General features: G+C 67.8%; 28 protein-coding genes. 12 read left to right on the forward strand and 16 right to left on the reverse strand.

Going from position 1 to position 26,323, the window contains the following annotated elements; translation table 11 throughout:
* Nucleotides 1–37 precede the first annotated feature (37 nt).
* Nucleotides 38–757 carry a YceI family protein gene (locus CSW62_RS05630; protein WP_099576182.1) on the forward strand — a complete coding sequence of 240 codons (720 nt, stop codon included), beginning with the start codon at nt 38–40 and terminating at the stop codon, nt 755–757.
* On the opposite strand, the gene CSW62_RS05635 is transcribed toward CSW62_RS05630, so the two are convergent.
* From CSW62_RS05635 to CSW62_RS05680, 10 genes are all read right to left on the reverse strand, one after another.
* Complete coding sequence (locus tag CSW62_RS05635) at nt 754–1,431, reverse strand: TetR/AcrR family transcriptional regulator (RefSeq protein WP_099576183.1); 678 nt, start codon at nt 1,429–1,431, stop codon at nt 754–756. The genes CSW62_RS05630 and CSW62_RS05635 overlap by 4 nt on opposite strands.
* Entirely contained in the window at nt 1,428–2,615 is a 1,188-nt protein-coding gene (locus tag CSW62_RS05640; protein ID WP_099576184.1) for a urate hydroxylase PuuD, read from the reverse strand. The genes CSW62_RS05635 and CSW62_RS05640 overlap by 4 nt, the downstream gene beginning before the upstream one ends.
* A gap of 1 nt (nt 2,616) precedes the next feature.
* A complete protein-coding gene (gene uraD, locus CSW62_RS05645) occupies nt 2,617–3,141 on the reverse strand; it encodes a 2-oxo-4-hydroxy-4-carboxy-5-ureidoimidazoline decarboxylase (RefSeq protein ID WP_099576185.1) in 525 nt (174 codons plus the stop codon).
* On the reverse strand, nt 3,138–4,052 hold the full coding sequence (gene puuE / locus CSW62_RS05650; protein WP_099576186.1) for an allantoinase PuuE: 915 nt from the start codon (nt 4,050–4,052) through the stop codon (nt 3,138–3,140). Before puuE ends, uraD begins: the two co-directional genes overlap by 4 nt.
* Entirely contained in the window at nt 4,049–5,284 is a 1,236-nt protein-coding gene (locus CSW62_RS05655; RefSeq protein WP_199170523.1) for an alanine--glyoxylate aminotransferase family protein, read from the reverse strand. The genes puuE and CSW62_RS05655 overlap by 4 nt, the downstream gene beginning before the upstream one ends.
* Nucleotides 5,281–6,534 carry an allantoate amidohydrolase gene (locus tag CSW62_RS05660; RefSeq protein ID WP_099582185.1) on the reverse strand — a complete coding sequence of 418 codons (1,254 nt, stop codon included), beginning with the start codon at nt 6,532–6,534 and terminating at the stop codon, nt 5,281–5,283. Before CSW62_RS05660 ends, CSW62_RS05655 begins: the two co-directional genes overlap by 4 nt.
* Before the next feature lie 185 nt (nt 6,535–6,719).
* Complete coding sequence (locus tag CSW62_RS05665) at nt 6,720–7,454, reverse strand: anti-sigma factor domain-containing protein (protein ID WP_099576187.1); 735 nt, start codon at nt 7,452–7,454, stop codon at nt 6,720–6,722.
* On the reverse strand, nt 7,451–8,005 hold the full coding sequence (locus CSW62_RS05670; RefSeq protein ID WP_099576188.1) for a sigma-70 family RNA polymerase sigma factor: 555 nt from the start codon (nt 8,003–8,005) through the stop codon (nt 7,451–7,453). The genes CSW62_RS05665 and CSW62_RS05670 overlap by 4 nt, the downstream gene beginning before the upstream one ends.
* 65 nt (nt 8,006–8,070) lie before the next feature.
* Entirely contained in the window at nt 8,071–8,475 is a 405-nt protein-coding gene (locus tag CSW62_RS05675; protein ID WP_099576189.1) for a DUF2177 family protein, read from the reverse strand.
* A complete protein-coding gene (locus CSW62_RS05680) occupies nt 8,472–9,512 on the reverse strand; it encodes a cyclopropane-fatty-acyl-phospholipid synthase family protein (RefSeq protein ID WP_099576190.1) in 1,041 nt (346 codons plus the stop codon). Before CSW62_RS05680 ends, CSW62_RS05675 begins: the two co-directional genes overlap by 4 nt.
* A 124-nt stretch (nt 9,513–9,636) precedes the next feature.
* Here CSW62_RS05680 and CSW62_RS05685 point away from each other — a divergent pair, with 124 nt between their 5' ends.
* Complete coding sequence (locus tag CSW62_RS05685; RefSeq protein ID WP_099576191.1) at nt 9,637–10,956, forward strand: NAD(P)/FAD-dependent oxidoreductase; 1,320 nt, start codon at nt 9,637–9,639, stop codon at nt 10,954–10,956.
* Complete coding sequence (locus tag CSW62_RS05690; RefSeq protein WP_099576192.1) at nt 10,953–11,798, forward strand: DUF1365 domain-containing protein; 846 nt, start codon at nt 10,953–10,955, stop codon at nt 11,796–11,798. Before CSW62_RS05685 ends, CSW62_RS05690 begins: the two co-directional genes overlap by 4 nt.
* Here the strand turns inward: CSW62_RS05690 and trmFO are convergent.
* Nucleotides 11,704–13,131, reverse strand: coding sequence for a methylenetetrahydrofolate--tRNA-(uracil(54)-C(5))-methyltransferase (FADH(2)-oxidizing) TrmFO (gene trmFO / locus CSW62_RS05695; RefSeq protein ID WP_099576193.1), 1,428 nt, complete (start codon nt 13,129–13,131; stop codon nt 11,704–11,706). The two genes, CSW62_RS05690 and trmFO, sit on opposite strands and share 95 nt — an antisense overlap.
* A gap of 211 nt (nt 13,132–13,342) precedes the next feature.
* Between trmFO and CSW62_RS05700 the strand changes: the two genes are divergently transcribed.
* The 3 genes from CSW62_RS05700 (at nt 13,343) to CSW62_RS05710 (ending at nt 16,060) form a co-directional block, all read left to right on the forward strand.
* The gene (locus CSW62_RS05700; protein WP_099576194.1) at nt 13,343–14,290 is read left to right on the forward strand and encodes a hypothetical protein; all 948 of its coding nucleotides are present in this window, start codon (nt 13,343–13,345) and stop codon (nt 14,288–14,290) included.
* Nucleotides 14,291–14,410: 120 nt separating this feature from the next.
* Nucleotides 14,411–15,172, forward strand: coding sequence for a hypothetical protein (locus CSW62_RS05705; protein WP_099576195.1), 762 nt, complete (start codon nt 14,411–14,413; stop codon nt 15,170–15,172).
* A complete protein-coding gene (locus CSW62_RS05710) occupies nt 15,173–16,060 on the forward strand; it encodes a hypothetical protein (protein WP_099576196.1) in 888 nt (295 codons plus the stop codon).
* Here the strand turns inward: CSW62_RS05710 and CSW62_RS05715 are convergent.
* Nucleotides 16,057–16,671 (reverse strand): glutathione S-transferase family protein, encoded by a 615-nt coding sequence (locus tag CSW62_RS05715; protein ID WP_099576197.1) that lies wholly within the window; start codon nt 16,669–16,671, stop codon nt 16,057–16,059. The genes CSW62_RS05710 and CSW62_RS05715 overlap by 4 nt on opposite strands.
* Nucleotides 16,672–16,813: 142 nt before the next feature.
* On the opposite strand from CSW62_RS05715, the gene CSW62_RS05720 reads away from it, so the two are divergent.
* Nucleotides 16,814–17,722 (forward strand): hypothetical protein, encoded by a 909-nt coding sequence (locus CSW62_RS05720; RefSeq protein ID WP_099576198.1) that lies wholly within the window; start codon nt 16,814–16,816, stop codon nt 17,720–17,722.
* Nucleotides 17,723–17,920: 198 nt separating this feature from the next.
* On the opposite strand, the gene uvrA is transcribed toward CSW62_RS05720, so the two are convergent.
* Entirely contained in the window at nt 17,921–20,830 is a 2,910-nt protein-coding gene (uvrA, locus tag CSW62_RS05725; RefSeq protein WP_099582186.1) for an excinuclease ABC subunit UvrA, read from the reverse strand.
* 269 nt (nt 20,831–21,099) lie between these two features.
* Between uvrA and CSW62_RS26535 the strand changes: the two genes are divergently transcribed.
* The 4 genes from CSW62_RS26535 to CSW62_RS05740 are packed head-to-tail and all read left to right on the forward strand — an operon-like array spanning nt 21,100 to nt 23,612.
* Nucleotides 21,100–21,261: a hypothetical protein gene (locus CSW62_RS26535; RefSeq protein ID WP_099576199.1), complete on the forward strand. Its 162-nt coding sequence runs from the start codon at nt 21,100–21,102 to the stop codon at nt 21,259–21,261.
* Nucleotides 21,262–21,320: 59 nt separating this feature from the next.
* Nucleotides 21,321–21,434: a hypothetical protein gene (locus tag CSW62_RS26065; RefSeq protein ID WP_143324338.1), complete on the forward strand. Its 114-nt coding sequence runs from the start codon at nt 21,321–21,323 to the stop codon at nt 21,432–21,434.
* The gene (locus tag CSW62_RS05735; RefSeq protein ID WP_099576200.1) at nt 21,391–22,980 is read left to right on the forward strand and encodes an ABC-F family ATP-binding cassette domain-containing protein; all 1,590 of its coding nucleotides are present in this window, start codon (nt 21,391–21,393) and stop codon (nt 22,978–22,980) included. Before CSW62_RS26065 ends, CSW62_RS05735 begins: the two co-directional genes overlap by 44 nt.
* Nucleotides 22,977–23,612: a methyltransferase gene (locus CSW62_RS05740; protein WP_099576201.1), complete on the forward strand. Its 636-nt coding sequence runs from the start codon at nt 22,977–22,979 to the stop codon at nt 23,610–23,612. Before CSW62_RS05735 ends, CSW62_RS05740 begins: the two co-directional genes overlap by 4 nt.
* Here the strand turns inward: CSW62_RS05740 and CSW62_RS05745 are convergent.
* From CSW62_RS05745 to CSW62_RS05755, 3 genes are read right to left on the reverse strand one after another with little or no spacing between them, the layout of a single operon-like run.
* Nucleotides 23,609–24,058 (reverse strand): flagellar basal body protein, encoded by a 450-nt coding sequence (locus CSW62_RS05745; protein ID WP_099576202.1) that lies wholly within the window; start codon nt 24,056–24,058, stop codon nt 23,609–23,611. The two genes, CSW62_RS05740 and CSW62_RS05745, sit on opposite strands and share 4 nt — an antisense overlap.
* Before the next feature lie 4 nt (nt 24,059–24,062).
* The gene (locus tag CSW62_RS05750; RefSeq protein WP_099576203.1) at nt 24,063–24,452 is read right to left on the reverse strand and encodes a rod-binding protein; all 390 of its coding nucleotides are present in this window, start codon (nt 24,450–24,452) and stop codon (nt 24,063–24,065) included.
* The gene (locus CSW62_RS05755; protein WP_099576204.1) at nt 24,452–25,564 is read right to left on the reverse strand and encodes a flagellar basal body P-ring protein FlgI; all 1,113 of its coding nucleotides are present in this window, start codon (nt 25,562–25,564) and stop codon (nt 24,452–24,454) included. Before CSW62_RS05755 ends, CSW62_RS05750 begins: the two co-directional genes overlap by 1 nt.
* A gap of 230 nt (nt 25,565–25,794) precedes the next feature.
* Between CSW62_RS05755 and CSW62_RS05760 the strand changes: the two genes are divergently transcribed.
* Nucleotides 25,795–26,226 carry a flagellar assembly protein FliX gene (locus CSW62_RS05760; protein ID WP_099576205.1) on the forward strand — a complete coding sequence of 144 codons (432 nt, stop codon included), beginning with the start codon at nt 25,795–25,797 and terminating at the stop codon, nt 26,224–26,226.
* Nucleotides 26,227–26,323 lie beyond the last annotated feature (97 nt).

Here is a 26,323-nt window from a genome sequence, read left to right on the forward strand (position 1 = left end):
GCCCGGCGCGACGATCGGGCTGCTTGGAGGGAAGCGTATGAAATCGATCCTGCCCGTGGTCGCGCTGCTCGCGGTGGCCGCCTGTTCGCCGCAGCCCGCGGCCGACAAGAAGGCCGACGCGCCCGTCGTCGCCGCCCCGGCGGCGACCGCGCCCAAGCCGCCCAAGGCCGACGTCCCCGCTGGCGCCTACACCCTGGACAAGTCGCACGCGACGCTGGTGTTCCGGGTCAGCCACCTGGGCTTCTCGAACTACACGGCCGCCTTCGCCGACTTCGACGCCAAGCTGAATTTTGACCAGAACAACGCCGCCGCCAGCACGCTGGAAGCGACGATCAATCCGAGGTCGCTGACCCTACCTGCGCCGCCGGAGGGCTTCCTGGCCGAGCTGGTCGGGCCACAGTGGCTGAACACGGCGACCTATCCGGTCATCACCTTCAAGTCGACCAAGGTCGAGACCACCGGTCCCGACACCGGCAAGGTCACCGGCGACCTGACCCTGCATGGCGTCACCAAGCCGGTCGTGCTGGATGTGACCTATAACGGCGGCTATCCGGGCCACCCGATGGATCCTCACGCCCGCATCGGCTTCTCGGCCAAGGGCGCGTTCAAGCGCTCGGACTTCGGCATCGCCTATGGCGTTCCCGCGCCGGGCACGACCATGGGCGTCAGCGACGAGGTCCTTGTAACGATCGAGGCCGAGTTCAGCGGTCCGCCGCTGGCGAAGGCTCCGGCCGCCGCCGCCGCGCCGAAACCTTAGCGCGCGCCACGCGTGAGATAGGCTTCGAGCAGTCCCAGGGCGTGGTCCAGCCGCGCCTTGCGCCACTCGGGGGCGCTCATGTCGGTGTCCAGCGTCGCCGACAGCGAATAGCCATTGGCCAGGTGGAACCGGCTCATGGCCGCGATGGTCACGTAGATCTGCACGGGGTCGAGGTTCGGACCGAAGATCCCTTGCCGCTGGCCGCTCTCGATCAGCTTCTCGATCGTGCGGCGCAGAGGGAAGGCGGTCTCGGTGACCACGCGCGACTGGGCGGCGAACTTGCCGTGCTGCAGGTTCTCGTTGCGCAGCAGCCCCTCGAAGCGCGGGTTCTTCTCGAAATAGTCGAAGGTGAAGCGCTGCAGCTCCAGAAAGCCGTCGAGCGGCTTTTCGAAGTCGATCTTCAGCTCGGCCTCGCGGGTGCGCAGGTCCATATAGGCGCTTTCGAGGACGGCCATGTACAGGCCCTTCTTGTCCCCGAAGTAGTGGTACAGCATCCGGATGTTGCACTTGGCGGCCTTGACGATCCGCTCGATGCGCGCGCCCGCGAAGCCAGCCTGGGCGAACTCCTTCAAGGCCGCGGCGAGGATCGCCTTGCGCGTGCGCTCGGCGTTGCGCTTGCGAGGCGCGTTCTCCGCGTCGGTCTTCGTGGTTGCGTCCAGGACGGCGTCGGTCACGGGATCTTGGCTCCCTGATTGATCCAGGCGCCCAGCTGGGCGCGCTCCTCTACAGTCATGCTTGTCTCGTTGCCAAGGGGCATGCCGGTCGAGAGCACCGCCCGTTCACGGATTTTCGGCGCGTAGGTCTGGATATGCTCAGGTGTGTCGAAGGTCGCGCCCAACGGGGGCGCCGAAAAGCCCGCGTGCGTCGGCGAGGCGCTGTGGCACATGACGCAGTGCTTCTGGACGATCGCCTGGGCGGTGGCGAACGGGACCGGGGTGGTGATCTCGACCTTGTCCTTCGGCTTCATGCTGGCAACGACCGTGGCGGCGAACACCAGCATCGCGCCGTAGAAGAGGAAGTCGTGGCGAATCTTGCCGTGGTGCTTGAGCAGGAAGAACTGCCGGATCGAGATCCCGCCGGCGCTGATCATGGCCAGCAGCAGCCAACTCAACGGATGGCCGGTGACCATCGGATAGTGGTTGCTGATCATGATGAAGATGACCGGCAGGGTCATGTAGGTGTTGTGCACCGATCGCTGCTTGCCCATCGCGCCCAAGCGCGGATCGACCGGACGACCGGCCAGCATGTCGGCGACGATCTTGCGCTGGTTGGGGATGATGACCAGGAAGACGTTGGCGACCATGGCCGTGCCGATGATCGCGCCGACGTGGATGAAGGCGCCGCGGTCGCTGAACAGCTTGGACAGGGCATAGGCGGCCGCCGTCAGGGCGCCGAACCAGACGATCCCGAACCACAGGCCCCGCTGGCCCAGCGGCGAGCGGCAAAGGGCCTCATAGGCGGCCAGCCCGCCGAAGATGAAGGCCAGGCCCGCGCCGATCGCCGCCGGCTGGCTGAAGGCGTGCTTGGCGGTGTCGATCAGATAGACCGGCGCCTGCCAGTAGTAGAGCACGATCAGCAGGGCGAAGCCCGAAAGCCAGGTGGTGTAGGCCTCCCATTTGAACCAGTGCAGGTGGTCGGGCATGTGCGCCGGAGCCACCATGTACTTCTGCGAGTGGTAGAAGCCGCCGCCGTGCACGGCCCACAGCTCGCCCTTGACGCCGTCCTTCTCAGGGACGGGCGCGCGCAGATTGTTGTCCAGCCAGACGAAGTAGAACGAGGCCCCGATCCAGGCGACGCCGGCGATCACGTGAAGCCAGCGCAGGCAAAGGTTCAGCCAGCCGGGAAGGTCGTAGTCCATCTTATTGCGTCACCGCGTCGAGCAGTCGGAGTTTGGAGATCAGGCCGATCTGCAGAATCGCCTCGGCGATCTCCTCGGCCTCGTCATTGGCGAGGCGCGCCTGTATGGCGGCCAGGATCGCGGTCTTGTCGTTCAGCCGCACGGCGATGATGAAGGGGAAGCCGAAGCGCTGGCCGTAGGCGGCATTGAGCGCGTGGAAGCGCGCGAACTCGTCCGGCGTCAACTTGTCGAGACCGGCGCTGGCCTGTTCGGCGTTGCTCTCGGCGGTCAGCTGCTTGGCGATCGCGGCCTTGCCGGCCAGTTCCGGGTGGGCGCGGATCAAGGCGAGCTTGTCGGCGGTGGTCGCTGCGTCGAGGACGGCCATCATCGCGCCGTGCAGGGCCTCGACGCTGGCGAAGGGCCGCTCATTGAAGGCGCGCTCGACGACCCAGGGGGACAGCTCGAAGGCGAAGCCCAGGGCGGTGGTGAAGCCGGTCTGGTTCATGCTGTTCAGCCGAGCCAGGGTCAGGGGCGGTGCGCCGCTCATGCCGTTTCTCCGGCGTAAGGGTGGGTCGCGATCCAGTGGCGAGCGATGTCGATGCGCTTGGCCACCCAGACGCGGTCGTGACGGGTGATGTGCTCCAGGAACCGCCGCAGGGCGCCGATGCGGCCCGGCTTGCCGACCACGCGGCAGTGCAGGCCGACGCTCATCATCTTCGGCGCGGTCTCGCCTTCTAGATAGAGGGCGTCGAAGGCGTCGCGGAGGTAGGTGAAGAACTGCTCGCCGGTGTTGAAGCCTTGCGCGGCCGTGAAGCGCATGTCGTTGGCTTCCAGGGTGTAGGGCACGATCAGCTGGGCGCGGCCGTGCTGGTCGTCCCAATAGGGCAGGTCGTCGGCATAGCTATCGGCGTCGTAGACGAAGCCGCCTTCCTCGGCGACCAATCGCGCGGTGTTGGGGCTGGTGCGGCCCTGGTACCAGCCCAGCGGGCGCTCCCCGGTCAGGCGCTTCTGGATCTCGATGGCCCGCTGGATATGTTCCAGTTCCTGCTCGGGCGTGAAGTGCTGGTAGTCGATCCAGCGATAGCCGTGGCTGGCGATCTCCCAGCCGGACGTCATCATCGCCTCGACGGCGTCGGGGTGGCGCTCCATGGCCTGGGCGACGCCGAACACGGTCAGCGGCAGGCCGAAGTCCTCGAACAATCGCCGGATACGCCAGAAGCCGGCGCGCGAGCCGTATTCGTAAAGGCTCTCCATCGACATGTTGCGCATGCCCTGGATGGGCTGGGCGCCGACCATTTCCGACAGGAAGAACTCGCTGACCGGATCGCCGTGCAGGATCGACCGCTCGGCGCCCTCTTCGTAGTTCAGCACGAACTGCACAGCCACGCGGGCGCCGTCCGGCCAGTGGGCCTGGGGCGGGTGTTCACCATAGCCGATGAGGTCTCTCGGATAGCTCATGCGAAGATCTTCGCCGCCGCATCGACGCCCGCGCCAGCCGGGGCCTTGAAGCCCTCCCAGCGCAAGACCGCTTCCAGCGCCGCCAGGGTCTGCAGCACCGCGTGCTTGCGGGCGTTCACGCCCATGGTCCCGATACGCCAGATCTTGCCGGTCAGCGGCCCGAAGGCCGAGCCGATCTCGATCTCGAAATCGGTCCGCATCCGCGCCTTGACCCGGTCGTAGTCGACGCCGGCCGGGACCCAGATGCCGGTCACATTGCTCATCTTGTGGGCCTGATCGCCATAGAGGGAGAGGCCCATGGCCGCGAGGCCGGAGGCCATGGCGGCGCCGGCCTGGGCGTGGCGGGCGACGCGCGCCTCCAGCCCTTCTTCCAGCACCAGACGGGCGCATTCGCGGGCCGCGAACAGCATCGGCGCGCATTCTGTGTGGTGGTTCAGGCGCTTGTCGGACCAGTAATCCATGATCATCGCCAGGTCGAAATAGTTGGAGGCGATGCGGCGGCCGTTGCCGGTCACGGCGCTTGCCCCGGCCAAGCCTTTCTCGACGTGCCGGCGCGAGAAGATGTGTTCGGCGGCCTGGTCGCTGATGGTGATCGGGGCCGAGCCCGAGGGACCCGCCAGGCACTTCTGCAGGCCGGCCGTGACAATGTCCGCGCCCCAGGCGTCTACGGGGACATCCATGCCCGACAGGGTGGCGGTGGCGTCGACATACATCAACGCCCCGTGGGCGCGGCAGATCGCGCCGATCTCGGCGAGCGGCTGGGCCATGGTGGTCGAGGTGTCGCCGTGCACGCAGGCCACCAGGCGAGGCTTCACGCGCTTGAGCGCATCCTCGACCGCCTGCGGATCGACCACGGTTCCCCACGGGGCCTCGACGAAGGTGACCTTGGCGTCGCAGCGCTCGGCGATCTCGGCCAGCAGGAGGCCAAAGCGCCCGGCGTTGACGACCACGACGTCGTCGCCCGGCGAAAGCGTCGAGACCAAAGCCGCCTCGATGCCGGCGCGCGAGGTGCCGTCGATCAGGAAGGTCCACTGGTTCTTGGTCTGGAAGACGCCGCGATACAGCGCCATGACCTCGTTCATGTAGCCGGTGAATTCGGGGTCGAACTGGCCCAGCAGCTGCACCGACATGGCCCGCAACACGCGCGGGTGCACGTTGATCGGGCCAGGCCCCATCAGCAGGCGGGCGGGGTGGTCGAGTTCTTTGAAAGTGCCGGTGGCGTCTTGGGTCATGCGCGTTCGCGTCGTTCTAGCTTGTCGATGAAAAGGAGCATGGCCTGGGCCGCCAAGGCGCAGTCGGCCTCGGTGACGGCTTCGGCCGGGTTGTGGCTGATCCCGCCCTCGCAGCGGATGAACAGCATGGCGACCGGACAGAGCTCGGCCATCACCATGGCGTCGTGACCCGCGCCCGAGGGCAGCCGGCGGGCGGGCAGGGAGAGGTCGGCGAGGGCTTCGTCCAGCAGTCCCATCAGCGACGGATCGCACGGGCTCTCGGCCAGGGCCTGCATCAGGGTTACGGTCGCCGAAAGGCCGCGCCTGGCGGCGATGGCGTGGATCTCGGCGCTGATGGTGATCACCGCCTCGTCGCGCGTCGCGGAGGTCTCGGCGCGGATGTCCATCGAGAACTCGATCGCGCCGGGGATAACGTTGAACGCGCCGGGCAGGGCGGTCATGCGGCCGACCGTGCCGACCAGGCCATCGGTCCCGGCGCGGCAGATCCGCTCCAGGGCCAGGATCGCCTCGGCGGCGGCTGGACCGGGATCCTTGCGCAGGTTCATCGGCGTGGTGCCGGCGTGGCCGGCGGTCCCCTCGATGCGGACCATAAGCCGCTTCTGCGCGGCGATGGCGGTGACGACGCCCAAGGCTAGGCCCTCGGCTTCCAGCACGGGGCCCTGCTCGATGTGGACTTCGAGGAAGGCCAGCACCTGCTCTGGCTTGCGCGCCGCGCTAGCGATACCCGCCGGATCGCCGCCGAACGCGGTCAAGGCCTCGGCCACCGACACGCCGTCGGCGTCCTTCATCTCCAGAGCGCTGGCGTCCAGCGTCCCGGCGATCGCCCGGCTGCAGCTCATCGAGGCGGGAAAGCGCGAGCCTTCCTCGTCGCCGAAGGCTGTGACCTCGATCGCGAACGGCAGGCGGCGCCCGGCGCGGGCCAGCGCCTCGACCACGTCGATGCCCAGCATGATCCCCAGCGGTCCGTCATAGCGGCCGCCGTTGCGGACGCTGTCGATGTGCGAGCCGATGATCAGGGCCTTCGCGCCGGTGCGCTCGCCCTCGTAGCGGCCGATCAGATTGGCGGCGGCGTCGCGGCGCATGCTCATGCCGGCGTCCAGCATCCAGCCGCTGACGGCGCTCAGGGCGGCCTCGTGCGCCGGGGTCAGGAACCGTCGCGTCAGCTGGCCCTCGACCTCGCTGTAGGGCGGCGCGCCCAGCAGGTCGCAACGCGCCTTGGCTCTCGCGCCAATGTCGATTGCTTCCGCCACGCCCGATTCGACCCCGCTCTGCTCGCCGTCGAGACGCCAGCGATAGCAGGAGAGACCCTCGAAGCCTCGTTCCGCAACCGTCCCCGCGTGCTCATCACGCGCGGGCGCCTCGACACGCGCCATCCGTCGAGGGGCGGCGCCTGTTGCTAAGTCATAAATGACTTACTTAGCGACGGCGAGAGTGGCTATTCCGTCTGGGCCACGAACTTACCCGCCGCGCGGACCTGGCCGGTGGCGACACCGGTGGGCGCGCCGCCCGGCGGTTCGTCGGTGATGGCCAACAGGGCGGTGTAGGTCCCCGCGCCGGTCAGACCGGCGGGCAACGGGATGGCCTTGGGCGCGTCGCTGGGGAGGACGCCGAGGGAGACGGCCTTCTGGCCTTCGGGGATGATCCACAGCTCGGGTTCGCGGCCGGCCGGCATCTTCATCGCGACGGGCGTCAGGATCAGCTTGCCGGCGGCGTGGTCGAGGGTCGCGACCAGGGCGGGCTGCTTGGTGGTCGGATCGGCGATCAGCGCCACCTCGGCGGCGGGCGGCGGCTTGGCTGGAGCGACGACGGGCGGCTGGGCCGGGCGCGGCGTCACGACCAGGGCGACGACGCTGGCCGCAGCAAGCGCCAGGGCGCCAGCGGACGCGCCACGCCACAGGCGGACATTGTTCCAGGCCGAGGGCTTCTGCGTCGCGGCGGCGCCAACCAGGTTGGCGATACGCGGCCACACCGTAGCCGGCGGCTCGACGGGCGGAATGTGTTCGGCCAGATGCGCCAGGCGGCCTTCCCACCATTCGACGGCGCGGGCGAAGGCCGGTTCGGCGGCGATGCGGCGTTGGGCGTCGGCGCGCTCGTCGGCGTCGAGAACGCCCAGGGCGTACTCGCCGGCCAGAGGACGGTCTTCACCTTCGGGAGGCAGGGCGTCGGTCATGCTTCGAGGCACGCGCGCAGGCTGATCAGGCTGCGCCGGATCCAGCTCTTCATGGTGCCCAAGGGCATGCCCAGCATCTTGGCCAGCGCCTCGTAGGTGACGCCCTCGAAGAAGGCCGTGCGCACTGCGCTGGCGTGCTTGGGATCCAGCTGGTTCAGGCAGCCTTCGAGGCGGCGGCGGTCGTCTTCGTCCTCGACGAGGGTCGAGGCCAGCGGCGCGCGGTCGGGCAGGGCCTCGGCTTCCTCGACGCCGGCGGTTACGCGGCCGCCTCTGGCGCGAATACGGTCGATCGAGCGGTTGCGGGCCAGGCTGACCAGCCAGGTGATCGGGCTGGCGCGCTCCGGATCGAACCGGTCGGCCTTGTTCCAGACGGTGAGGTACACATCCTGAAGCACGTCTTCCGCCTCCTCGCGGTCGTTCAAGATACGGAGGCAGACGCCAAACAGTTTCGCGGAGGTATGGCGATAGACGTATTTCAGCGCGTCGGAATCGCGGTTGGCCACCCGCGCCATGGCGCGCGACAGCAAGGCCCGGCTGGTGTCGGCGTCCATCAAGCGTCCCCGCGAGACCCCAAGGGGCGGGGCGCTCGTATGGTCAATTCCGGCTGACAACGGGACTATTTCCCCATCCAGCGCATCACCGCGTAACCGGCCGAGGCGGCGGCGGTGGTGACCAGGGTTCCCCAGACCATGTCGACGACGGTGATGGTCGTCGACCAGGTCTTCAGCGTCGCCTGATTGGTCAGGTCGTAGGTCGCGTAGGCGACGAGGCCGAAGACGACCGCATGGATCAGCAGGCGTCGCCAGCCGCCCTCACGCAGGGCCGGCTGGACGGCCAGCACGACAATGGCGGTGACGTACAGAAAGTAGAAGACGACGGCCGGCGCCAGCGACGGCTTGTCGGCCAGCAGCTCGCCGATGCGTGGCTTGTAGAGGCGGGGCGTGGCCAGGGTCAGCCAGAAACCGTCGAGGACCAGCATGGTCAGGGCGGCGGACGCGTAGCCGGCGGCGAGGCGGATCATCGGACGGTCTCCTGGACAGGACGCATGCGGTAGTGGCTGACGCCCCATTCCTCGCCGCCCCGATGGCCAAACAGGCCTGCCGTGGCCAGGAAGAACAGTCGCCAGCGGCGCCGCCAGACGGCGGCGTCCTTGCCGTAGACCTCGGCCAGCACCGGATCGAGCTTGGCGCGGTTGGCGTCCATATTGGCCAGCCACTGGCGGGCGGTGCGGGCGTAGTGATCGCCACTCCAGCGCCAGTCGGCCTCGACGGTGAACAGGTCGGGGAACTGCCGCGCCAGGTCGTGACTGGGCATAACGCCGCCAGCGAAGAAGTATTGGGCGATCCAGTCGGCGGAGTCGTTGGTATCGAACCGGTAGGGCGTCGTGCGGTGGGTGAAGACGTGCAGGAACAGCAGGCCGTCGGGCTTGAGCCAGCCGCGCACCCGTCCCAGCAGGGCGCGCCAGTTGGACATGTGCTCGAACATCTCGACCGAGACCACGCGGTCGAAGCGGCGGTCGGTGCTGAAGTCGTTCATGTCGGCGGTGACGACGGTCAGGTTGGCGAGGCCGCGTTCGGCCGCCCGGCCCTCGATGAAGGCGCGCTGGGAGGCCGAGTTGGAGACGCTGACGATCCGCGAGTTCGGATAGCGCTGGGCCATCCACAGCGACAGCGAGCCCCAGCCGCAGCCCAGCTCCAGCACGTCCTGGCCGTCGTGAAGGTCGGCGTGGGCGGCGGTCTCGCGGAGGGCCTCGGCCTCGGCGTGCTCCAGCTTGGTCGCGCCCGGCGGATAGAGGCCGCTGGAATACTTCAGGTTCGGGCCCAGCACGGTTTCGAAGAAGGCGGCCGGCAGTTCGTAGTGCTGGGCATTGGCGTCTTCGGTGTGGGTGGCGATCGGATGGTGGTCCATGTCGCGGGCGAAGAGAGCGGTGGCGTCGGCCGGGGCGTAGGCCAGACGGCGGCGTACGTCGCCCACCAGCATGTCGATCGCCGTGCGCGACACCAGGTCAGGCACCGGCGCGTCCTCGAAAGCGTGGATCGCCGCCTTCATCAAGCTCATGGGCCGTCCTCTTGCCTGTTCCCGGGGATAGTTACGCGCAGAGGGGCGGATCGGATGCGTCCGTTTGTCTCGATGACCCGTAGCTGTTCCCGAGGCGTCGCTCCGGCGCTGTTGGGAGACCGCCTTGGCCACCGTCGCACCTCGCCTGTCTGTCGCCGTGATCGGCGCCGGGATTTCGGGACTTTCCGCCGCCTGGCTTCTGTCGCGCGGCCACGACGTGACGCTGTATGAAGCCGACAACCGGCTCGGCGGTCACGCCCACACGGTGCGCGTGGACGGGACGGCGATCGACACCGGCTTCATCGTCTATAACGAGCCGAACTATCCGAACCTGACGGCGCTGTTTCAGCACCTGGGCGTCGAGACGGCGGCGACCGACATGTCCTTCGGCGTGTCGCTGGACAACGGCGCGCTGGAATATTCCAGCACCAACATCCTGGCCCAGAAGCGCAACGCCCTGAACCCGCGTTTCCTGAAGATGCTGCTGGACGTCATGCGGTTCTATCGCGAGGGCCGCCGGATCCCGCCGGATCTGGAGAGCGGCGGTCTGTGCCGGCTCGACGAATATCTGCGCCAGCAGGGTTTCGGGCGAGCGTTCCAGGAAGATCATCTGCTGCCCCAGGCGGCGGCGATCTGGTCGACCTCGATGAGCGATATCCGCGAGTTTCCGGCCGCCGCCCTGCTGCGGTTCTTCGACAATCACGGGCTGATGCTGCCGGTCGACAAGCGGCCGATCTGGCGCACCGTGGCCGGCGGCAGCGCCCGCTATGTCGAGAAGCTGGCCGCCGGGATCTCGGGCGACATCCTCCCGGGCCGGCCGGTGAAGGCGATCCATCGTCAGCCGGACAGGGTCTCGATCGAGGATGCGGCCGGCCAGACCCGGACCTACGACCAGGTGGTCATCGCCTCCCACGCCGACCAGGCGCTGCGGATGCTGGCGTCCCCCACGGCCGAGGAGCGCGAGCTGCTGGGCGCCTTCCGCTACAGCCGCAACCGCGCGGTGCTTCACACCGACGTCGCCCAGATGCCGCGCCGCCGTTCCGCCTGGGCAAGCTGGAACCACGTCGGCCGGCGCGGCGAGGATGGCGGGGTGACCTACTGGATGAACCGCCTGCAGCCGATCGGCGAGGCGCCGATCTTCCTGTCGCTGAATCCTGAAGAGACGCCGGGCGGGCTGCTGCACGATCAGGTCTACGAACATCCGCTGTTCGACAGTCCCGCCATGCTGGCCCAGCGTCGGCTGTGGTCGCTGCAAGGTCGCCGTCGGACGTGGTTCTGCGGCGCCTATTTCGGCTCGGGCTTCCATGAGGACGGCCTGCAGGCGGGCCTCGCCGTCGCCGAGCAGCTGGGCGGCGTGGATCGTCCCTGGCAGACGCCGGATCCGTCGGGCCGCATCTTCCTGAAGTCGCCGGCGATCGAGGCGGAGCGGGAGCTGGTTGCATGACCGTCCGCTCGGCGCTTTACAGCGGCCATGTCCTGCATGAGCGCATGCGGCCCAAGCGCCATCGGCTGCAATATCGGGTGTTCATGCTGCTGCTGGATCTCGACGAGATCGACGCGCTGGACCGGTCGCTGAAGCGGTTCTCGCGCGGGCGCTGGAACCTGATCGGCTTCCACGATCGCGACCACCTCGACGAGTCCGAGACGTCGCTGAAGGACACCGTGCTGGCCAAGCTGGCGGCGCGGGGCCTGGCGCCGGAGGGCGCGCGGATCAGCGTGCTGGCCATGCCGCGCATCCTGGGCAAGGGCTTCAATCCGCTGACCGTTTTCTTTTGCCACGATGCGGAGGGCAAGCCGGTCGCCACGGTCCACGCCGTGCGCAACACCTTCGGCCAGCGCCACGACTATGTGCTGCCGGCCCGCCGGACGGTGGGTGGCTGGATCGAGCAGGACGCCCGCAAGGCGTTCTATGTCTCGCCCTTCCTGCCGATGGACCTGCGCTACGGTTTCGAGATCGCGCCGCCCGGCAAGACCGTCCACGTCGGCGTCGACGTGCTGGACGAGGAAGGCCTGGTGCTGGCCGCGACCTTCTCGGGCGAGCGACGCGACCTGACCGACGACGCGATCCTGAAGGCGCTCGCCAGCCATCCCTGGCAGGTCGCCGGGATCCTGGCGGCGATCCATTGGGAAGCGGTGAAGCTGGTTCTGAAGGGCTTCAGGATCTTCCCGCGGGATCGCGCTACGCGCGGCCTCAGGCGACCGGCTTCGACGCCTCCGACCACGCGTCCAGATCCTTCAGCGCCCGCAGGCTCATCAGCCGCTTCTTGGCCCGGCCGCGCTCCTTGAGCGGGATCTTCTTGCCGTCCTCATCGACCTTCGGAGCTTCGAGCGGCGGCAGCAGGCCGTAGTTGATGTTCATCGGCTGGAAGCTGCCGGGGCCATTGCCGGCCTCCAGGTGGCCGCCGGTGATGTGCTCGACCAGAGCGCCCAAAGCCGTCGTCGGCGGCGGGGCGTCGATCGGCGCGCCCTTGCGGTCGGCGGCGGCGAAGCGGCCGGTCAGCAGGCCCATGGCGGCGCTCTCGACATAACCCTCCACGCCCGTGACCTGGCCGGCGAAGCGCAGGCGCGGCTGGACCTTCAGGCGCAGCGACTTGTCCAGCAGCTTGGGCGAATTGATGAAGGTGTTGCGGTGCAGGCCGCCCAGGCGGGCGAACTGGGCGTTCTCCAGGCCCGGGATCATCCGGAAGGTCTCGGCCTGAACGCCGTGCTTCAGCTTGGTCTGGAAGCCCACCATGTTCCACAGCGTGCCCAGGGCGTTGTCCTGGCGCAGCTGGACGATGGCGTAGGACTTGACCGTCGGGTCGCGAGGATTGGTCAGGCCGACGGGTTTCATCGGGCCGTGGCGCAAGGTCTCGCGGCCCCGTTCGGCCATCACCTCGATCGGCAGGCAGCCGTCGAAATAGGGGACGTTCTCCCACTCCTTGAACTCGGACTTCGGACCGGCCAGCAGGGCGTCGATGAAGGCCTCGTACTGCTCCTTGTTCATGGGCAGGTTGATGTAGGCGGTCGCGTCGCCGCCCGGGCCTTCCTTGTCGTAACGGGACTGGCGCCAGGCGACGTCCATGTTGATGGACTCGAAGTGGATGATCGGCGCGATGGCGTCGAAGAAGCTCAGCTGGCCTTCGCCCGACAGCTCCAGGATAGCCTCGGCCAGCGCCTGCGAGGTCAGCGGGCCGGTGGCGATGATGACATTGTCCCACTCTTCGGGCGGCAGGCCGGCGATCTCTTCACGGACGATGGTGACGAGCGGGTGGGCCTCCAGGCGGCGGGTGACCTCGGCCGAGAAATTGTCGCGGTCGACGGCCAGGGCGCCGCCGGCCGGCACCTGGTGCTGATCGGCGCAGGACATGATCAGGCTGTCCAGCTTGCGCATCTCGGCGTGCAGCAGGCCCACGGCGTTGAACTGCCAGTCGTCCGAGCGGAACGAGTTGGAGCAGACCATCTCGGCCAGGCCGTCGGTGTTGTGGGCGTCGGTGATGACTTTGCCTGTGGCGTCATCCTTGCGCATCTCATGCAGGACAACGGGAACGCCGCTCTGGGCGATCTGCCAGGCGGCTTCGGAGCCGGCGAGGCCGCCGCCGATGACGTGGACGGGCTGATGAGGAGAATTCGTGGTCATGGGGCGGGCCTATACCCCCGGCTGTCGCTCGGCGAAACCTGCTGTTAGAGCCTGTCCGTTTCTGATGGAAACATCAGAAGCGGATAAGCAGGCTCTATCTCAAGCATTTAGGGCGTGGCAGGCGCCGAAACCGCTCACACTTTTGGCTGCCACGCTCTAGGGTCGCGTGACTGGGCGGGGCCCTTCGCGCCTGGCGAGCATGGGTGGGAACATGGCGAGCTTTTCCGTGGGCGAGGCCGCGACGGCCGGCTTCGGCGTGATCGGGCGCAAGCCCTTGGCGGTGCTGGCCTGGGGGCTGGCCATGGCCGTGGCGCTGGCCGCGCCGGTCTACCTGCTAACCTGGGTGATGGCGCCTGACCTGGCCAGCATGATGGCGATGGGCGAACGGGGCGGCGAGCCCAGCGATCCCCAGTTCTTCGCTCAGGTCATGCGGATCCAGTCCAGCATGATGCTGTTCCAGCTACTGATCTGGCTGTGGTCGACAGCGTTGCGGGCGGTGTTCTGCTCGGCGGTATTCCGAGTGGTGCTGGAGCCTAAGGAGTCGCGCTGGGCCTATCTGCGCCTTGGTCCGCAAGAGGGCTGGCTGACTCTGCTGTTCCTGGTCGAATACGTGCTGGCCTACATCGCGTGTTTCGTCATCGTGCTGCTGGGGGTCATTGTGGTGGCGATCGTTTCGGTCGGCGCCGGCGGACAGGCGACGCCGACCACGGTCGGGACCGCCATCGTCGTCGGCTTGGCGGCGCTGGTTCTGATCCTGTGGGTGGCGATCAAGCTTTCGATGGCCGCGCCCATGACCTTCGCCCATCGACAGTTCCGACTGTTCGAGTCGTGGAACTTCACGCGGGGCCATGTCGGCAAGCTGGTGGGTGTGGGCCTGCTGCTGGTGATCTTCCTGATCGGCATCGAGGTGTTGTTCGGCGCCTTGGCGCTCGGCGGAGTGTTCGCGCTGGGCGGCTCGATGAGCTGGCTGTTCCAGCCGGGCGCTCTCCAAGACCTGGTGCGCGAACCGCCGATGGAGATCGTCCGCAAACTGGGACCGGCCATCACCGTCGTGGGCACGCTGATGATCGTCTTCTCGACGATCGTCACCACGGTGTTCTGCGCGCCATGGGCCGTGGCGTACAAGGGCCTGCGCGGGGAGGCCGAGGCGCTGGCGTAGCGGCGACGCTACGGCTCCCAGAAATCCGCTCAAGGCCGCGCGGCGCCATCGCCAGAACCGTGACGAGGCCATAGATTGCGCGGATCACGGCGACTCGCCGCGCGAGAGGGACTTGATCGGATGACGGACGGATCGGCGGCGATCGGCGCGACCTTGCGCGCGGGGCTTTCCGATGTGACCAGCGCCGTGCGCGACTGCTGGGCGGCCCTGGCCGTCGCTGCGGTGGTCAGTATCGCAGCCGATTTCCTGCCGCCGGGCCTGAAGATCATCGGCGCCCTGTTGCCCATCGTCATCGCCCAGGGCGCGCTGTTCCGGCGCGCGTTCGGCCGCGAGGCGGGCCTGAAAGGCCTGCGCTGGGGTCGCGACGAGTGGCGGTTGCTGGCCGCTCAGCTGATGATCCTGGCCCTGCTGTGCCTGATCGGCGCGATCCTGATGATCATCGTCGGCAGCGTCGCCATGGGCGTGGCCCGCACCGCGGCGCCGAACTTCGATCCCGGCACGATCGCGGGCTGGCAAGGCGCCTTCGCCACCGCCGGCCCGGCCGGCTTCATCCTCATCTTGGCCCCGCTGGGTAGCCTTGCGATTCTGATCTGGCTGAGCCTGCGCTTGTCGCTCTCTGCGCCGGCCACGGTTCAGCAGTCGGGCGTGCGGGTGTTGAGCGCGTTTCCGCTGACCAAGGGTCGCGTGCCGCTGCTGTTCGTCGTCGGCCTGGCGATCGCCATCCCGCTGTTCGTACTCGCCGCGCTGCTCAAGCTCGCGCCTGGCCAGGGCCTGATCGTGGCTGTGATCTCTGCAGCGGCTTCCTATTTCTACGCCATGCCGGCCTGGGTCGGTTCGCTGGCCCATTTCTACCGCGCGAGCGCGGTCACGCAGGACGCCTAGATGTCTGTTCGCCCCGTCGACGCCGCGCTTGAAGGCCTCCAGACCATGCGGCGCAAGCCGCTGGCGGTGCTGGCCTGGGCGACCTTCTCCCTGGTCATGCTGCCGATCCTGGGGCTGTTCGCCAAGATCGTGCTGGGCGAGGAAGGCCGCGCGGCCCTGGCCGGGCGCGCCGGCTCCGCCGACCCGCGCGAGATCCTGGACCTGGTCACCCACCTGGGCGGCGTGATGGTGATCCTGATCGCCGTGGCCCTGTTCCTGGCCTCGGTGCTGCAGGCGGCGATCATCCGCTCGGTGGTCGACCCCAGGAACGATCGCTTCGCCTATCTGCGCCTGGGCAAGGAAGAGCTGCAGTTGCTCGTCGTCTCGCTGATCACCTGGGCCGCGGCGCTGGGTGTGACGGTGATCCCGTCGGGCGCGGTGGTGCTGGGGGCTTCGCTGCTGTCGGGCGCGGCGGCGGGCTGGTTCGCTACCCTGGGCGCCCTGGCGGTGATCGGCCTGTCGCTATGGGTGGCCGTGCGCCTGTCGCTGCTGGGGCCGCACGCCTTCTCGCATCACCACATCGACATCCGCGAAGCCTGGGTCCAGACCCACGGTCAGTTCCTCCGCCTGCTGGGCATGTACGTTCTGGCCATCCTCCTGTCGGCCTTGGTCTCGATCATCGGGGCGACGATCTCCAGCATCATTGGCAATGTCGTCGGCGGCGGCGTGGATCCCTTGAGCGGCGGCGACGTGGTGGCCAGCCATCCGCGCCTGATCCTGGTGCTGCTGGCCAACCTGCTGCTGGCGCCGGTCTTCCTGACCCTGCAGACCGTGATCCTGGTCGCTGCGCCGGCCCGCGCCTTCGCCCAGCTGAACCAGGACGAGATCGACGCGGGCCTGCACGACTAAGCGCCCGCGCTGGGCCTCGCCGCCATCCGCTCGCGCCAGGCGATCACGTGCTTGGCCTCGGCCGGGGTGTGCAGCCCGGTGAAGTCCGCGAAGTCCAGCGTCGTCTGCCCCGCGATGTCGGCGATCGTATAGGTGTCCCCGGCCAGGTATGGACGACCGTCGGCCAGCTCGCGGTCCACCCACAGCTGGGCCTTTTCAACGACCTCGCGGTTCGACTCGCCGAACTCGACGTTCTGCTTCAGCAGCCGCGCCGTCAGCGGATGGGCGTGGCGCCAGAACAGGCCGACGGGCACCATGACGCGAAACTCGATCCGCCGCGTCCACATCTCGACCATCGCCTGTTCCAGGGCCGAGGCCCCGAACAGCGGCGGCTCTGGATGCAGCACCTCGAAATAGCGGCAGATGGCGACGGTCTCGCTGATCGTGGTCCCGTCGTCGAGCTCCAGCACCGGCACCTGGCCCAGGCTGTTGCGCGCCAGATGTTCCGGCGATCGGTGGCCGCCCTGGCGCATGCCGATCTGGATTTCCGGAACCTCGACGCCCTTCTCGGCCAGGAAGATCCGCACGCGGCGCGGATTGGGCGCGGGCATGGCTTCGCCATAGAGCTTCATGATGTTCTCCCCCTATTCAAACGAATGTTTGACGCGTCCGGCGTCGCGCCGCAAGGGCGCGCGAATTAAAGCCGGTCTCGGCCCTGTCGAAGCGGCGCGAACCTGTTTAGCCTTAGGGCGTCCATTCTTCGAAGAGCACGACATGTCCAAGTTCTCCGCCTCCGACGCGGCCTTCTCCGGTTTTCGGCTCGTGCGGGAGAACCTGAAGACCGTCGCCATCTGGACGCTGGGCATGACGGTGCTGTCTCTGATCTCCAACGTGCTGGCGATCCGCTTCTTCGGCGTGCAGATGCAGGCCTTCGCGGATTACCTGGCCGACACCAGCACGCCGGACCCGGAAACCTTCGCCCGCCACTTGGCGAGCTTGGCGCCGCTGACGCTTTGGTCGCTGCCTTACAGCCTGATCCTGAACGGGGTGGTCTTCGCGGCCTTGAACCGTCTGGTGCTGCGTCACAACGACAGCGGGACGGCCTATGTTCGCCTGGGCGCACAGGAACTGCGGCAGGGCGCGGTGTGGCTGCTGCTGAGCCTGGTTATTATGGGCGTGATGTTCTTCGGCTCGCTGCTCGCCGGCTTCCTCGGCGCGATGGGCGGCCCCACGGGCGCGTTCCTGGGCCTGCTGACCTTCGTCGGTGCTTTCTGCGCCATGGTCTATCTCGCGGTGCGCCTGTCGTTTGCCTCATCGGTCACCTTCGACACCGGCAAGATCACCCTGTTCCAGTCGCTGCCGGAGACCAAGGGTCTCTTCTGGCAGCTGCTGGGCGCCTATCTGCTGGCGGCGGTGATGAGCGTGATCGTGGTGCTGCTGATCTGGACCATCGTCTCGGCTGTCGGCCTGATCGCCTCGGGTGACCTGGCCGCCACCGGCAAGATGCTGCGCGCCGACACGACCTCGCTGAAGGCCTACTTCACCCCAGCAGGGATCGTCCAGACGCTGTTCGCAGGTCTGATCACCGTCCTGACGACCCTGATCGTGTTCGGTCCCGCGCCGAGCGTCTATCGCGAACTCAAGGATCGCCGGAACGGCGCAGACGCCAACGGCGGCTGGTAAGATAAAGGCCCCGGAGATCGCTCTCCGGGGCCTTCGTCTTTCTTGGGCATCGGCTCTATCCGAAAACCGGTCCCACTTTTCGGGCCGCTGCGCCGTCTAGAGCATTTTCCGATCCAATTGGATCGATGAAATGCTCTAGGTTCTTGTTTTGACGCATTTTCTGACGACGAACCGGTATCCACTTCGTCGGAAAATGCTTTACGCCCGCTTGGCCTTCTTCAGCTCCGCCACCCGCGCCTTGCGGCGGTCCTCGTGGCGATCCAGCAGCTCCTTCAGGTAGCGGCCGGTCCAGCTGGCTTCCACCTTGGCCACGTCCTGAGGCGAGCCCACGGCGACGATCTCGCCGCCGCCATCGCCGCCCTCGGGGCCGAAGTCCAGCAGCCAGTCGGCGGTCTTCACCACGTCCAGATTATGCTCGATGACGACCACCGTGTTGCCCTGGTCGACCAGCTCGTGCAGCACCTCGAGCAGCTTCTTGGTGTCCTCGAAGTGCAGGCCGGTGGTCGGCTCGTCGAGGATGTACAGCGTCCGGCCGGTGGCCCGGCGCGACAGCTCCTTGGACAGCTTCACGCGTTGCGCCTCGCCGCCCGACAGGGTCGTGGCCTGCTGGCCGACCTTGATGTAGCTGAGGCCGACGCGCTTGAGCGTCTCCATCTTGTCGCGGATCGGCGGCACGGCCTTGAAGAAGTCGGCAGCCTCCTCGACGGTCATGTCCAGGACGTCGGCGATCGTCTTGCCCTTGAACAGCACGTCCAGGGTTTCGCGGTTGTAGCGCTTACCCTTGCAGATATCGCAGGTGACGTAGACGTCGGGCAGGAAGTGCATCTCGATCTTGATGACGCCGTCGCCCTGGCAGGCCTCGCAGCGGCCGCCCTTGACGTTGAAGCTGAAGCGACCCGGGCCGTAGCCGCGCGCCTTGCTCTCCGGCAGTTGGGCGAACCAGTCGCGGATCGGGCCGAAGGCGCCGGTATAGGTGGCCGGGTTCGAGCGCGGGGTGCGGCCGATCGGGCTCTGATCGATGTCGATGACCTTGTCGAACTGCTCCAGGCCCTCGATCCGCTCGTGCGGGGCGGGGGCGTCGCTGGCGTTGTTCAGGCGGCGCGCGGCGGCCTTGTACAGGGTCTCGATCGTGAAGGTCGACTTGCCGCCGCCCGACACGCCGGTGATGCAGGTGAAGGTCCCGACCGGGATCTCGCCCGTGACGTTCTTGAGGTTGTTGCCGGTCGCGCCAATGACCTTCAGCACCTTCTTCTTGTTGATCGGTCGGCGCTGTTCGGGGACCTCGATCTCGCGCACGCCGGTCAGGTACTGGCCGGTGATGCTGGCGGGATTGGCCATGATGTCGGCCGGCTTGCCCTCGGCGATGATCTGGCCGCCGTGGACGCCGGCGGCCGGACCCATGTCGATCACGTAGTCGGCGGTGAGGATGGCCTCCTCGTCGTGCTCGACCACCAGCACCGAATTGCCCAGGTCCCGGAGGCCCTGCAGCGAGGTCAGCAGGCGCGTGTTGTCGCGCTGATGCAGGCCGATCGACGGCTCGTCCAGCACGTAGAGAACCCCCGTCAGGCCCGAGCCGATCTGGCTGGCCAGGCGGATGCGCTGGCTCTCGCCGCCCGACAGGGTGCCCGAGCCGCGCGACAGGTTCAGGTAGTCGAGGCCGACATCGACCAGGAACCGCAGGCGGTCGTTGATCTCCTTCAGGATCCGCCGGGCGATCTCCATTTTCTTGTCGGAAAGCTTGGCTTCCAGGCTCGCGAACCAGTCACGCGCCGGACGGATGGCCAGCATCGAGACGTCGGCGATGTCCATGGCGTCGATCTTGACGGCCAGGGCTTCGGGCTTCAGGCGCTTGCCGTGACAGGTCTCGCACGGGGTGTCGGACTGGTAGCGGCCCAGTTCCTCGCGGACCCAGCTCGAGTCCGTCTCGCGCCAGCGGCGCTCGAGGTTGGGCAGCACGCCTTCGAAGGGCTTCTCGACCTCGTACTTGCGGGCGTTGTCGTCGTAGATGAACTTGATCTTGGTCCCCTTGGACCCGTTCAGCACCACCTCGCGCGCGTCGGGCGACAGCTTGTACCAGGCCTCGTCCATCGAGAAGCCGTAGTGCCGCGCCAGGGCCTGCAGGGTCTGGGTGTAGAGCGGCGAGGGACCCTTGGCCCACGGGGCGACCGCGCCCTTGTGCAGGCTCTTGTCCTTGTCGGGGATCACCAGGTCGGCGTCGAAGGCCAGTTTCGCGCCCAGGCCGTCGCAGACCGGGCAGGCGCCGGCCGGATTGTTGAACGAGAACAGGCGCGGCTCGATCTCGGCGATCGTGAAGCCGCTGACCGGACAGGCGAAGCGTTCCGAGAACAGGATCCGGCGCGGCTCCTTCTCGCCTTCCTCGATGGTGGCGAACTCGGCGACCGCCAGACCGTCGGCCAGGCGCAGGGCCTGCTCGATGGAGTCGGCCAGACGCTGCTCCATGTCGGGCTTGGTCACCACGCGGTCCACAACCACGTCGATGTCGTGCTTGAACTTCTTGTCGAGCGCCGGGGCGTCCTCGATCGGATAATATTCGCCGTCGATCTTCAGCCGCTGGAAGCCGGCCTTCTGCCACTCGGCGATCTCTTTCTTGTACTCGCCCTTGCGGTCGCGAACGACCGGGGCCAGCAGATAGAGACGCGTGCCTTCGGGCAGGGCGGTGATCTTGTCGACCATCTGGCTGATGGTCTGGCTCTCGATGGGCAGGCCCGTGGCCGGCGAGTAGGGCACCCCGACCCGCGCCCACAGCAGGCGCATGTAGTCGTGGATCTCGGTCACCGTACCGACGGTCGAGCGCGGATTGCGCGACGTGGTCTTCTGCTCGATCGAGATCGCCGGCGACAGGCCCTCGATCAAGTCGACGTCGGGCTTGCTCATCAGCTCCAAGAACTGACGCGCATAGGCCGACAGGCTCTCCACGTAGCGGCGCTGACCCTCGGCATAGATCGTGTCGAAGGCCAGGGACGACTTGCCCGAGCCCGACAAGCCGGTCAGCACGACCAGCTCGCCGCGCGGGATGTCGACGCTGACGTTCTTCAGATTGTGCTCACGCGCGCCGCGAACGCGGATGAAGTTCAGTTGCTCAGCCATGTTTCCCGGAACGTTGGGCCGCGACATTGGTCGCAGCGCAGCGGCTATATGTAGGGCTCGACGCGCGAATTAACACAAGAACAACATGCGAACAAATGTCGCGCACGCGAGGCGGCGCTCCTGCTGACAGAGGATGTCAGCAGTGAGCGGCGGGAGAGGCGCTGAAGCCGCAACCTCTCCTCAACCCTGTTTGGAAGCGGGTTCTTCAGTTCACGCATGATCTAAAGCCCAGGTTCGGGCTGAAGCTCGACCTTACGAAGGAACGAGCCATGGCCAAGAAAGAGGCCGGGAACGCCAAACAGGACGCCAAGCAGGAGGCGTTCGACGCGCTGAAGGCGCCCAAGCCCCGCTCGATCATCATCGACATGATGGTCTTCTGCGGCGGGATCGGCTCGCTCATCTGGGTTCTGCGCGAGATGGCGCCAACCTAGACACCCCGCTCACGCTTGCCGCCCTGGGCGCGCACGCGTAGTAACTCGGCTCCCAATCGATGGAGGCTCCCATGATCAGCAAGACGGAAGACCGCTTCGTCCTTCCCGTTTCCCTGACCGTGGGTTCGCATGTCCTTCGTCACTCTGGATGCCGTCTCCGCCGCCACGCCTGACGGCCGGCGCCTCTTCGAAAATCTGAATCTCGCGATCGGGGCCGAGCGTATCGGCCTCGTGGGACGCAACGGCGTGGGCAAGAGCACCTTGCTTGCGTTGATCGGCGGATCCCGTTCGCCGTTGGCTGGAACGGTCACGCGGGCGGGAACCGTCGCGACTCTGGATCAGACGCCGGACGTTTTGGAAGGCGCCCGGCTGGCCGACCTCTTGGGTGTCGGCGCGGCCTGGGACCGCCTGGCGCGCATCGAGCGCGGGGAAGGCGACGCGCTCGACCTGTCCGAAGCCGACTGGGACCTGCCGGCGCGGCTGGATCAGGCGCTGGCTGATGTCGGCCTGACTGGCTTCGATCCAGAGCGGCCGGCGGCGGCGCTGTCGGGCGGTCAGGCGACGCGCGCCGGCCTCGCGCGGCTGTTGATCGCCCGGCCCGACGTCCTGCTGCTGGACGAGCCGACCAACAATCTCGACGCCGAGGCCAGGGGGATCGTCGGCAAGGTGCTGGCCCGCTGGCGCGGCGGGGCGGTGGTGGTCAGCCACGACCGGAGCCTCTTGCGCGGCATGGACCGTATCGTCGAGCTGTCGTCGCTGGGCGCGCGATCCTACGGCGGTGGTTGGGACCTCTATGTCGAGCGCAAGGCCGGCGAGGTCGACGCCGCCCAGCGCGACCTCGACCACGCCGAGAAGGAGGTCCGCCGCGTCGCCCGCGAGGCCCAGGTCGCCCGCGAGCGCAAGGAGCGCCGCGACGCCGCCGGCCGCAGGTTCGCCGACCGGGGCGGGACACCGAAAATCGTCCTGGGCATGATGGCCGAGCGGGCCGAGGTGAGCGGCGCGCGCGAGGGTAAGCTCGCCGACAAGCTGGCGGCCGAGGCGGCCCAGGCCAAGGTCTCGGCCGTGGCCCGCGTCGAGCGCGCCCGGACTCTGGGCTCCGACCTGCCGTCGTCGGGCCTGCCGGAAGGACGTGGCGTGCTGGCCTTCGAGGACGTGACCTTCGCCTGGCCGGACGGCCCGCCGGTGATCGAGGGCCTGTCGTTCCGCATCGCCGGGCCCGAGCGGGTGGCGATCTCCGGACCGAACGGGACCGGCAAGACGACTCTGATCCGCCTGGCCACCGGCGCCTTGGCGCCGACAGTGGGTGAGGTGAAGCTGTCCGTCCCCTTCGCCCTGCTCGATCAGCGGGCGGCGCTGCTGGCCGACGACGAGACTATCCTGGAGAACTTCCGCCGCCTGAACTCGGCCGCCAGCCAGAACGACGCCCACGCGGCGCTGGCGCGGTTCCTGTTCCGCAACACCGCCGCCCACCAGGTCGCGGGGACCTTGAGCGGCGGCGAGCGCCTGCGGGCGGCCCTGGCCTGCGTTTTGAGCGCGGCCGCGCCGCCACAACTGCTGATCCTGGACGAGCCGACCAACCACCTCGACCTGGCCTCGATCGAAGCCGTCGAGGCGGCGCTGTCGGGCTATGACGGGGCGCTGCTGGTGGTCAGCCACGACGCCGATTTCCTGGATGCGATCGGCGTCGAGAGAACGATAAGCTTGGGCGGCAAGCCATGACTACCGATCTCGAAGTCTTCATCCTGGACCGTCTGCCGCTGGAAGCCGTCCCCGGCGTCCCGGAAATCCGCCTGCATCGCGCCGGACCCCGCAGCGGCCTTATGCGCCTGGCCGAGGCCGATCCGGACTTCGGCTCGCCCTACTGGGCGCGGCCGTGGGGCGGCGGCCTGGCCCTGGCCCGGCACGTCCTAGACCATCCGGAGATCGTCGTCGGCAAGCGCGTGCTGGACCTCGGCGCGGGCTCGGGCCTGGTGGCTATCGCCGCCGCCCTGGCGGGCGCGGGCGCGGTGAGGGCGGTCGACATCGATCCCTACGCCGCGACCGCCACGCGCCTGAACGCCGTCGCCAACGGCGTGGTGGTCGAGGTCATGCAGTCCGACCTCACCGGTGGCGATCCGCCGGAGGTCGACCTGATGCTGGTGGGAGACCTGTTCTACGACCCTGACCTGGCCGAGCGGGTCGAGGGCTTCCTGCGGCGCTGCCTGGCGGCGGGGATCGTGGTGCTGATCGGCGACCCGTTCCGGGCCTTCCTGCCGACCGAGCGCTTGCGCGTCGTGGCCGAGTATCCGGTCGCCGACTATGGCGACCCGGATGGCGCCGCCCGGGCCGCGGCGGTGTTCGAGTTCTCTTAGGCCTTGCGGTTCAACGTGATCGCCGCGCCGTGCTGCGGGCGATCGGTGACCATGCCGCCGGCGCCGTAGGTGGCGGGGGCGGCGGCGCGCTGGCTGGCGATTTCCTGGGCCACGGCGTGAACCAGGCCCTCGGTGACGGTCTTGGCGGCGTTCACGGCGCGCGCCTGGCGGGCCAGGACGGCGTCGAAGGCTTCGGTGGCGCGGATCAGGCGCTGGCGCAGCTCTGGGCGGGCGCTTTCGAGCAGGGCGGGGTTGTGGCGCACCCGCATCGATTCGTGCCGGTAGACATTGGCCAGCTTGGCCGTCTCTTCGACGTACTGCGCCGCCTCGTGCGGGCGGTGGCTTTCGAATGCCGAGGCCTCCCGTGCGATTAAGTCGGTCAGGCGTTCGGTCAGCAGGGTCAGCTGATGGACGCGATCGTCGGCGTCGACGGCGGCGATGGCCATGGGGTTACTCCTTCAGACCTTGCATCTTCAGCATTTCGCGCTGGATCGTGGACGCCAGGCCGATGCCGCCGGCCTTGGTCACTTCCTTGGACATCGCGTCGGTCAGGACCGACTTGAACATCGCCTCGCCGTTGCCGCCGCCAAACGGTTCGGAGGTTTTCACGCCCTCGAACATCTGCTGCATCATCACGGACATGAACGAGGACTCGAAGGTCTTGGCCGTGTCGGCGATCCTGGCGCGCTGCTTGGCTTCCTTGGCCGCGCTGGCGGTGTCCTCGACGGCGCCCTGAACGGTGGTCGCGGCGGACTTCACCGCCTGGGCGGCCGTCTTGATCGTGGCGGCGGTCGCGCCGAACGACGGGACATAGGTCGAGATGGTCGAGAGGGCGCTCATCACATCACCTCGATGTCGGCTTGCAGGGCGCCTGCGGCCTTCACGGCCTGCAGGATCGAGATCATGTCGCGGGGCGTGACGCCCAGGGCGTTGAGGCCGCCGACCAGGCTCTTGAGCGACGGCGAGCCGCCCAGGGTCAGCAGTTGCTTGCCCTTCTCCTCATCGACGCTGACGGTCGACTGCGGCACGACCTTGGTCTGGCCCTGGCTGAAGGGCGCCGGTTGGCTGACGGCGGGGTTTTCCTGGACGGAGATGGTCAGGTTGCCCTGGGCGATGGCCACCTTGCTGATGCGGACGTCGTCGCCCATCACGATGACGCCGGCGACTTCGTCGATCACCACCTTGGCAGGGCCGTCGGGCTCGACCATCAGGTTTTCGATGTTGGTCATGAAGCTGATCATGTCCATGCCGGCCGGGGCGCGGGTGGCGATCACCGTGGGGTTCTGGGCCTGGGCGCAGCCGGGGAACTTGGCGTTGATGGCGTCCGCGACGCGGCGAGCGGTGGTGAAGTCCGGATTGCGCAGCGTCAGGCGCATGATGTCCATATTGACCATCTGGAAGCCGGTCTCACGCTCGATGATGCCGCCGCTGGCGATGCGGCCGGCGGTCGGAACGCCCTTGGTGACCGAACTGCCCGAGGCGCCGCCGGCCGAGACCGAGCCGGTCTGCACGGTGCCCTGCGCCACGGCATAGGTCTGGCCGTCCGCGCCTTGCAGGCTGGTGACCAGCAGGGTGCCGCCCAGCAGGCTCTTGGCGTCGCCCAGGGTCGAGACGGTGACGTCGACCTTCGAGCCGGCGGCCGAGAAGGGGGGCAGGGCGGCCGTGACCATGACGGCGGCGGTGTTCTTGGTGTTGAGATTGCCGTCGCGAACGTTGACGCCCTGGCGCTCCAGCATCGCCTCGAGGCTCTGCTTGGTCATCGGCGCGTTACGCAGGCTGTCGCCGGTGCCGTTCAGGCCGACGACGATGCCGTAGCCGATCAGCTGGTTCTCGCGAACGCCTTCGAAGGCGACGATGTCCTTGATCCGCGACTTGGCGAACGCCGGCGCGGAGACCAGCGCCGAAGCGGCGACCACGGCGGTCAGCAGGATGCGAAAGAATGAACGCGGCATGGCAATCTCGTCGTGGGGAACCGTCCCCGCGCCGCTCCATGCCAGAAGCGGGCCAGTTTTCTGATGGTGCTCAAGGCCTTGTGGCTCAAGGGATTCTGGATTTGGCGGCCGTCCGCCAGGCGCCTCGCGGCAGAATCTGCCCGGCATTAACCATACTTCAAGCGCGCCGATGGATATTGAAGACGCTGCGGGATAAGTGACTCGCGCGCACAGGCTTTTGGAGCTGTCGGATGAAGGTTTCCAGCACGGGGGGCGTGGGGTCGACTGGCGCGTCGCGGGCCAGGCCGTCCGGCGGGTCGACGGGCTTTTCGCTGCCGTCCGTGAACGCCGCCAGCGGCGCGGCGAGCACCGCGTCGGTCGGCGGTCTGTCCGGCGTAGGCTCGGTCGACGCCCTGCTGGCTCTGCAGGCGATGGGCGAAGTCGGCAATCCGCTGGAGCGCAAACGTCGCGCCGTGCGTCGCGGCGAGCAGATCCTGGACTTGCTGGGCGATGTCCGAATCGGGCTGATCGACGGGGACATCTCGTCCGACACCCTGGACCGCCTGACCCGGGCCATCCGCGAGCAGCGGGAAAATACCGACGATCCCAACCTCGAGGGGATCCTCAACGAGATCGAGACGCGCGCCGCCGTCGAGCTGGCCAAGCTTCAGGCGCCTAGCTGACATGGCCAGGGCGGGGATCGAAAACTCGGCTTTTCCCTGCCACGCTTGTCTTTCTCGCGCGTTTTGTATCTGTCGTCGCCGTGTTCACGGCCCTTTT

Source organism: Caulobacter sp. FWC2 (assembly GCF_002742625.1).
Taxonomy (GTDB): domain Bacteria; phylum Pseudomonadota; class Alphaproteobacteria; order Caulobacterales; family Caulobacteraceae; genus Caulobacter.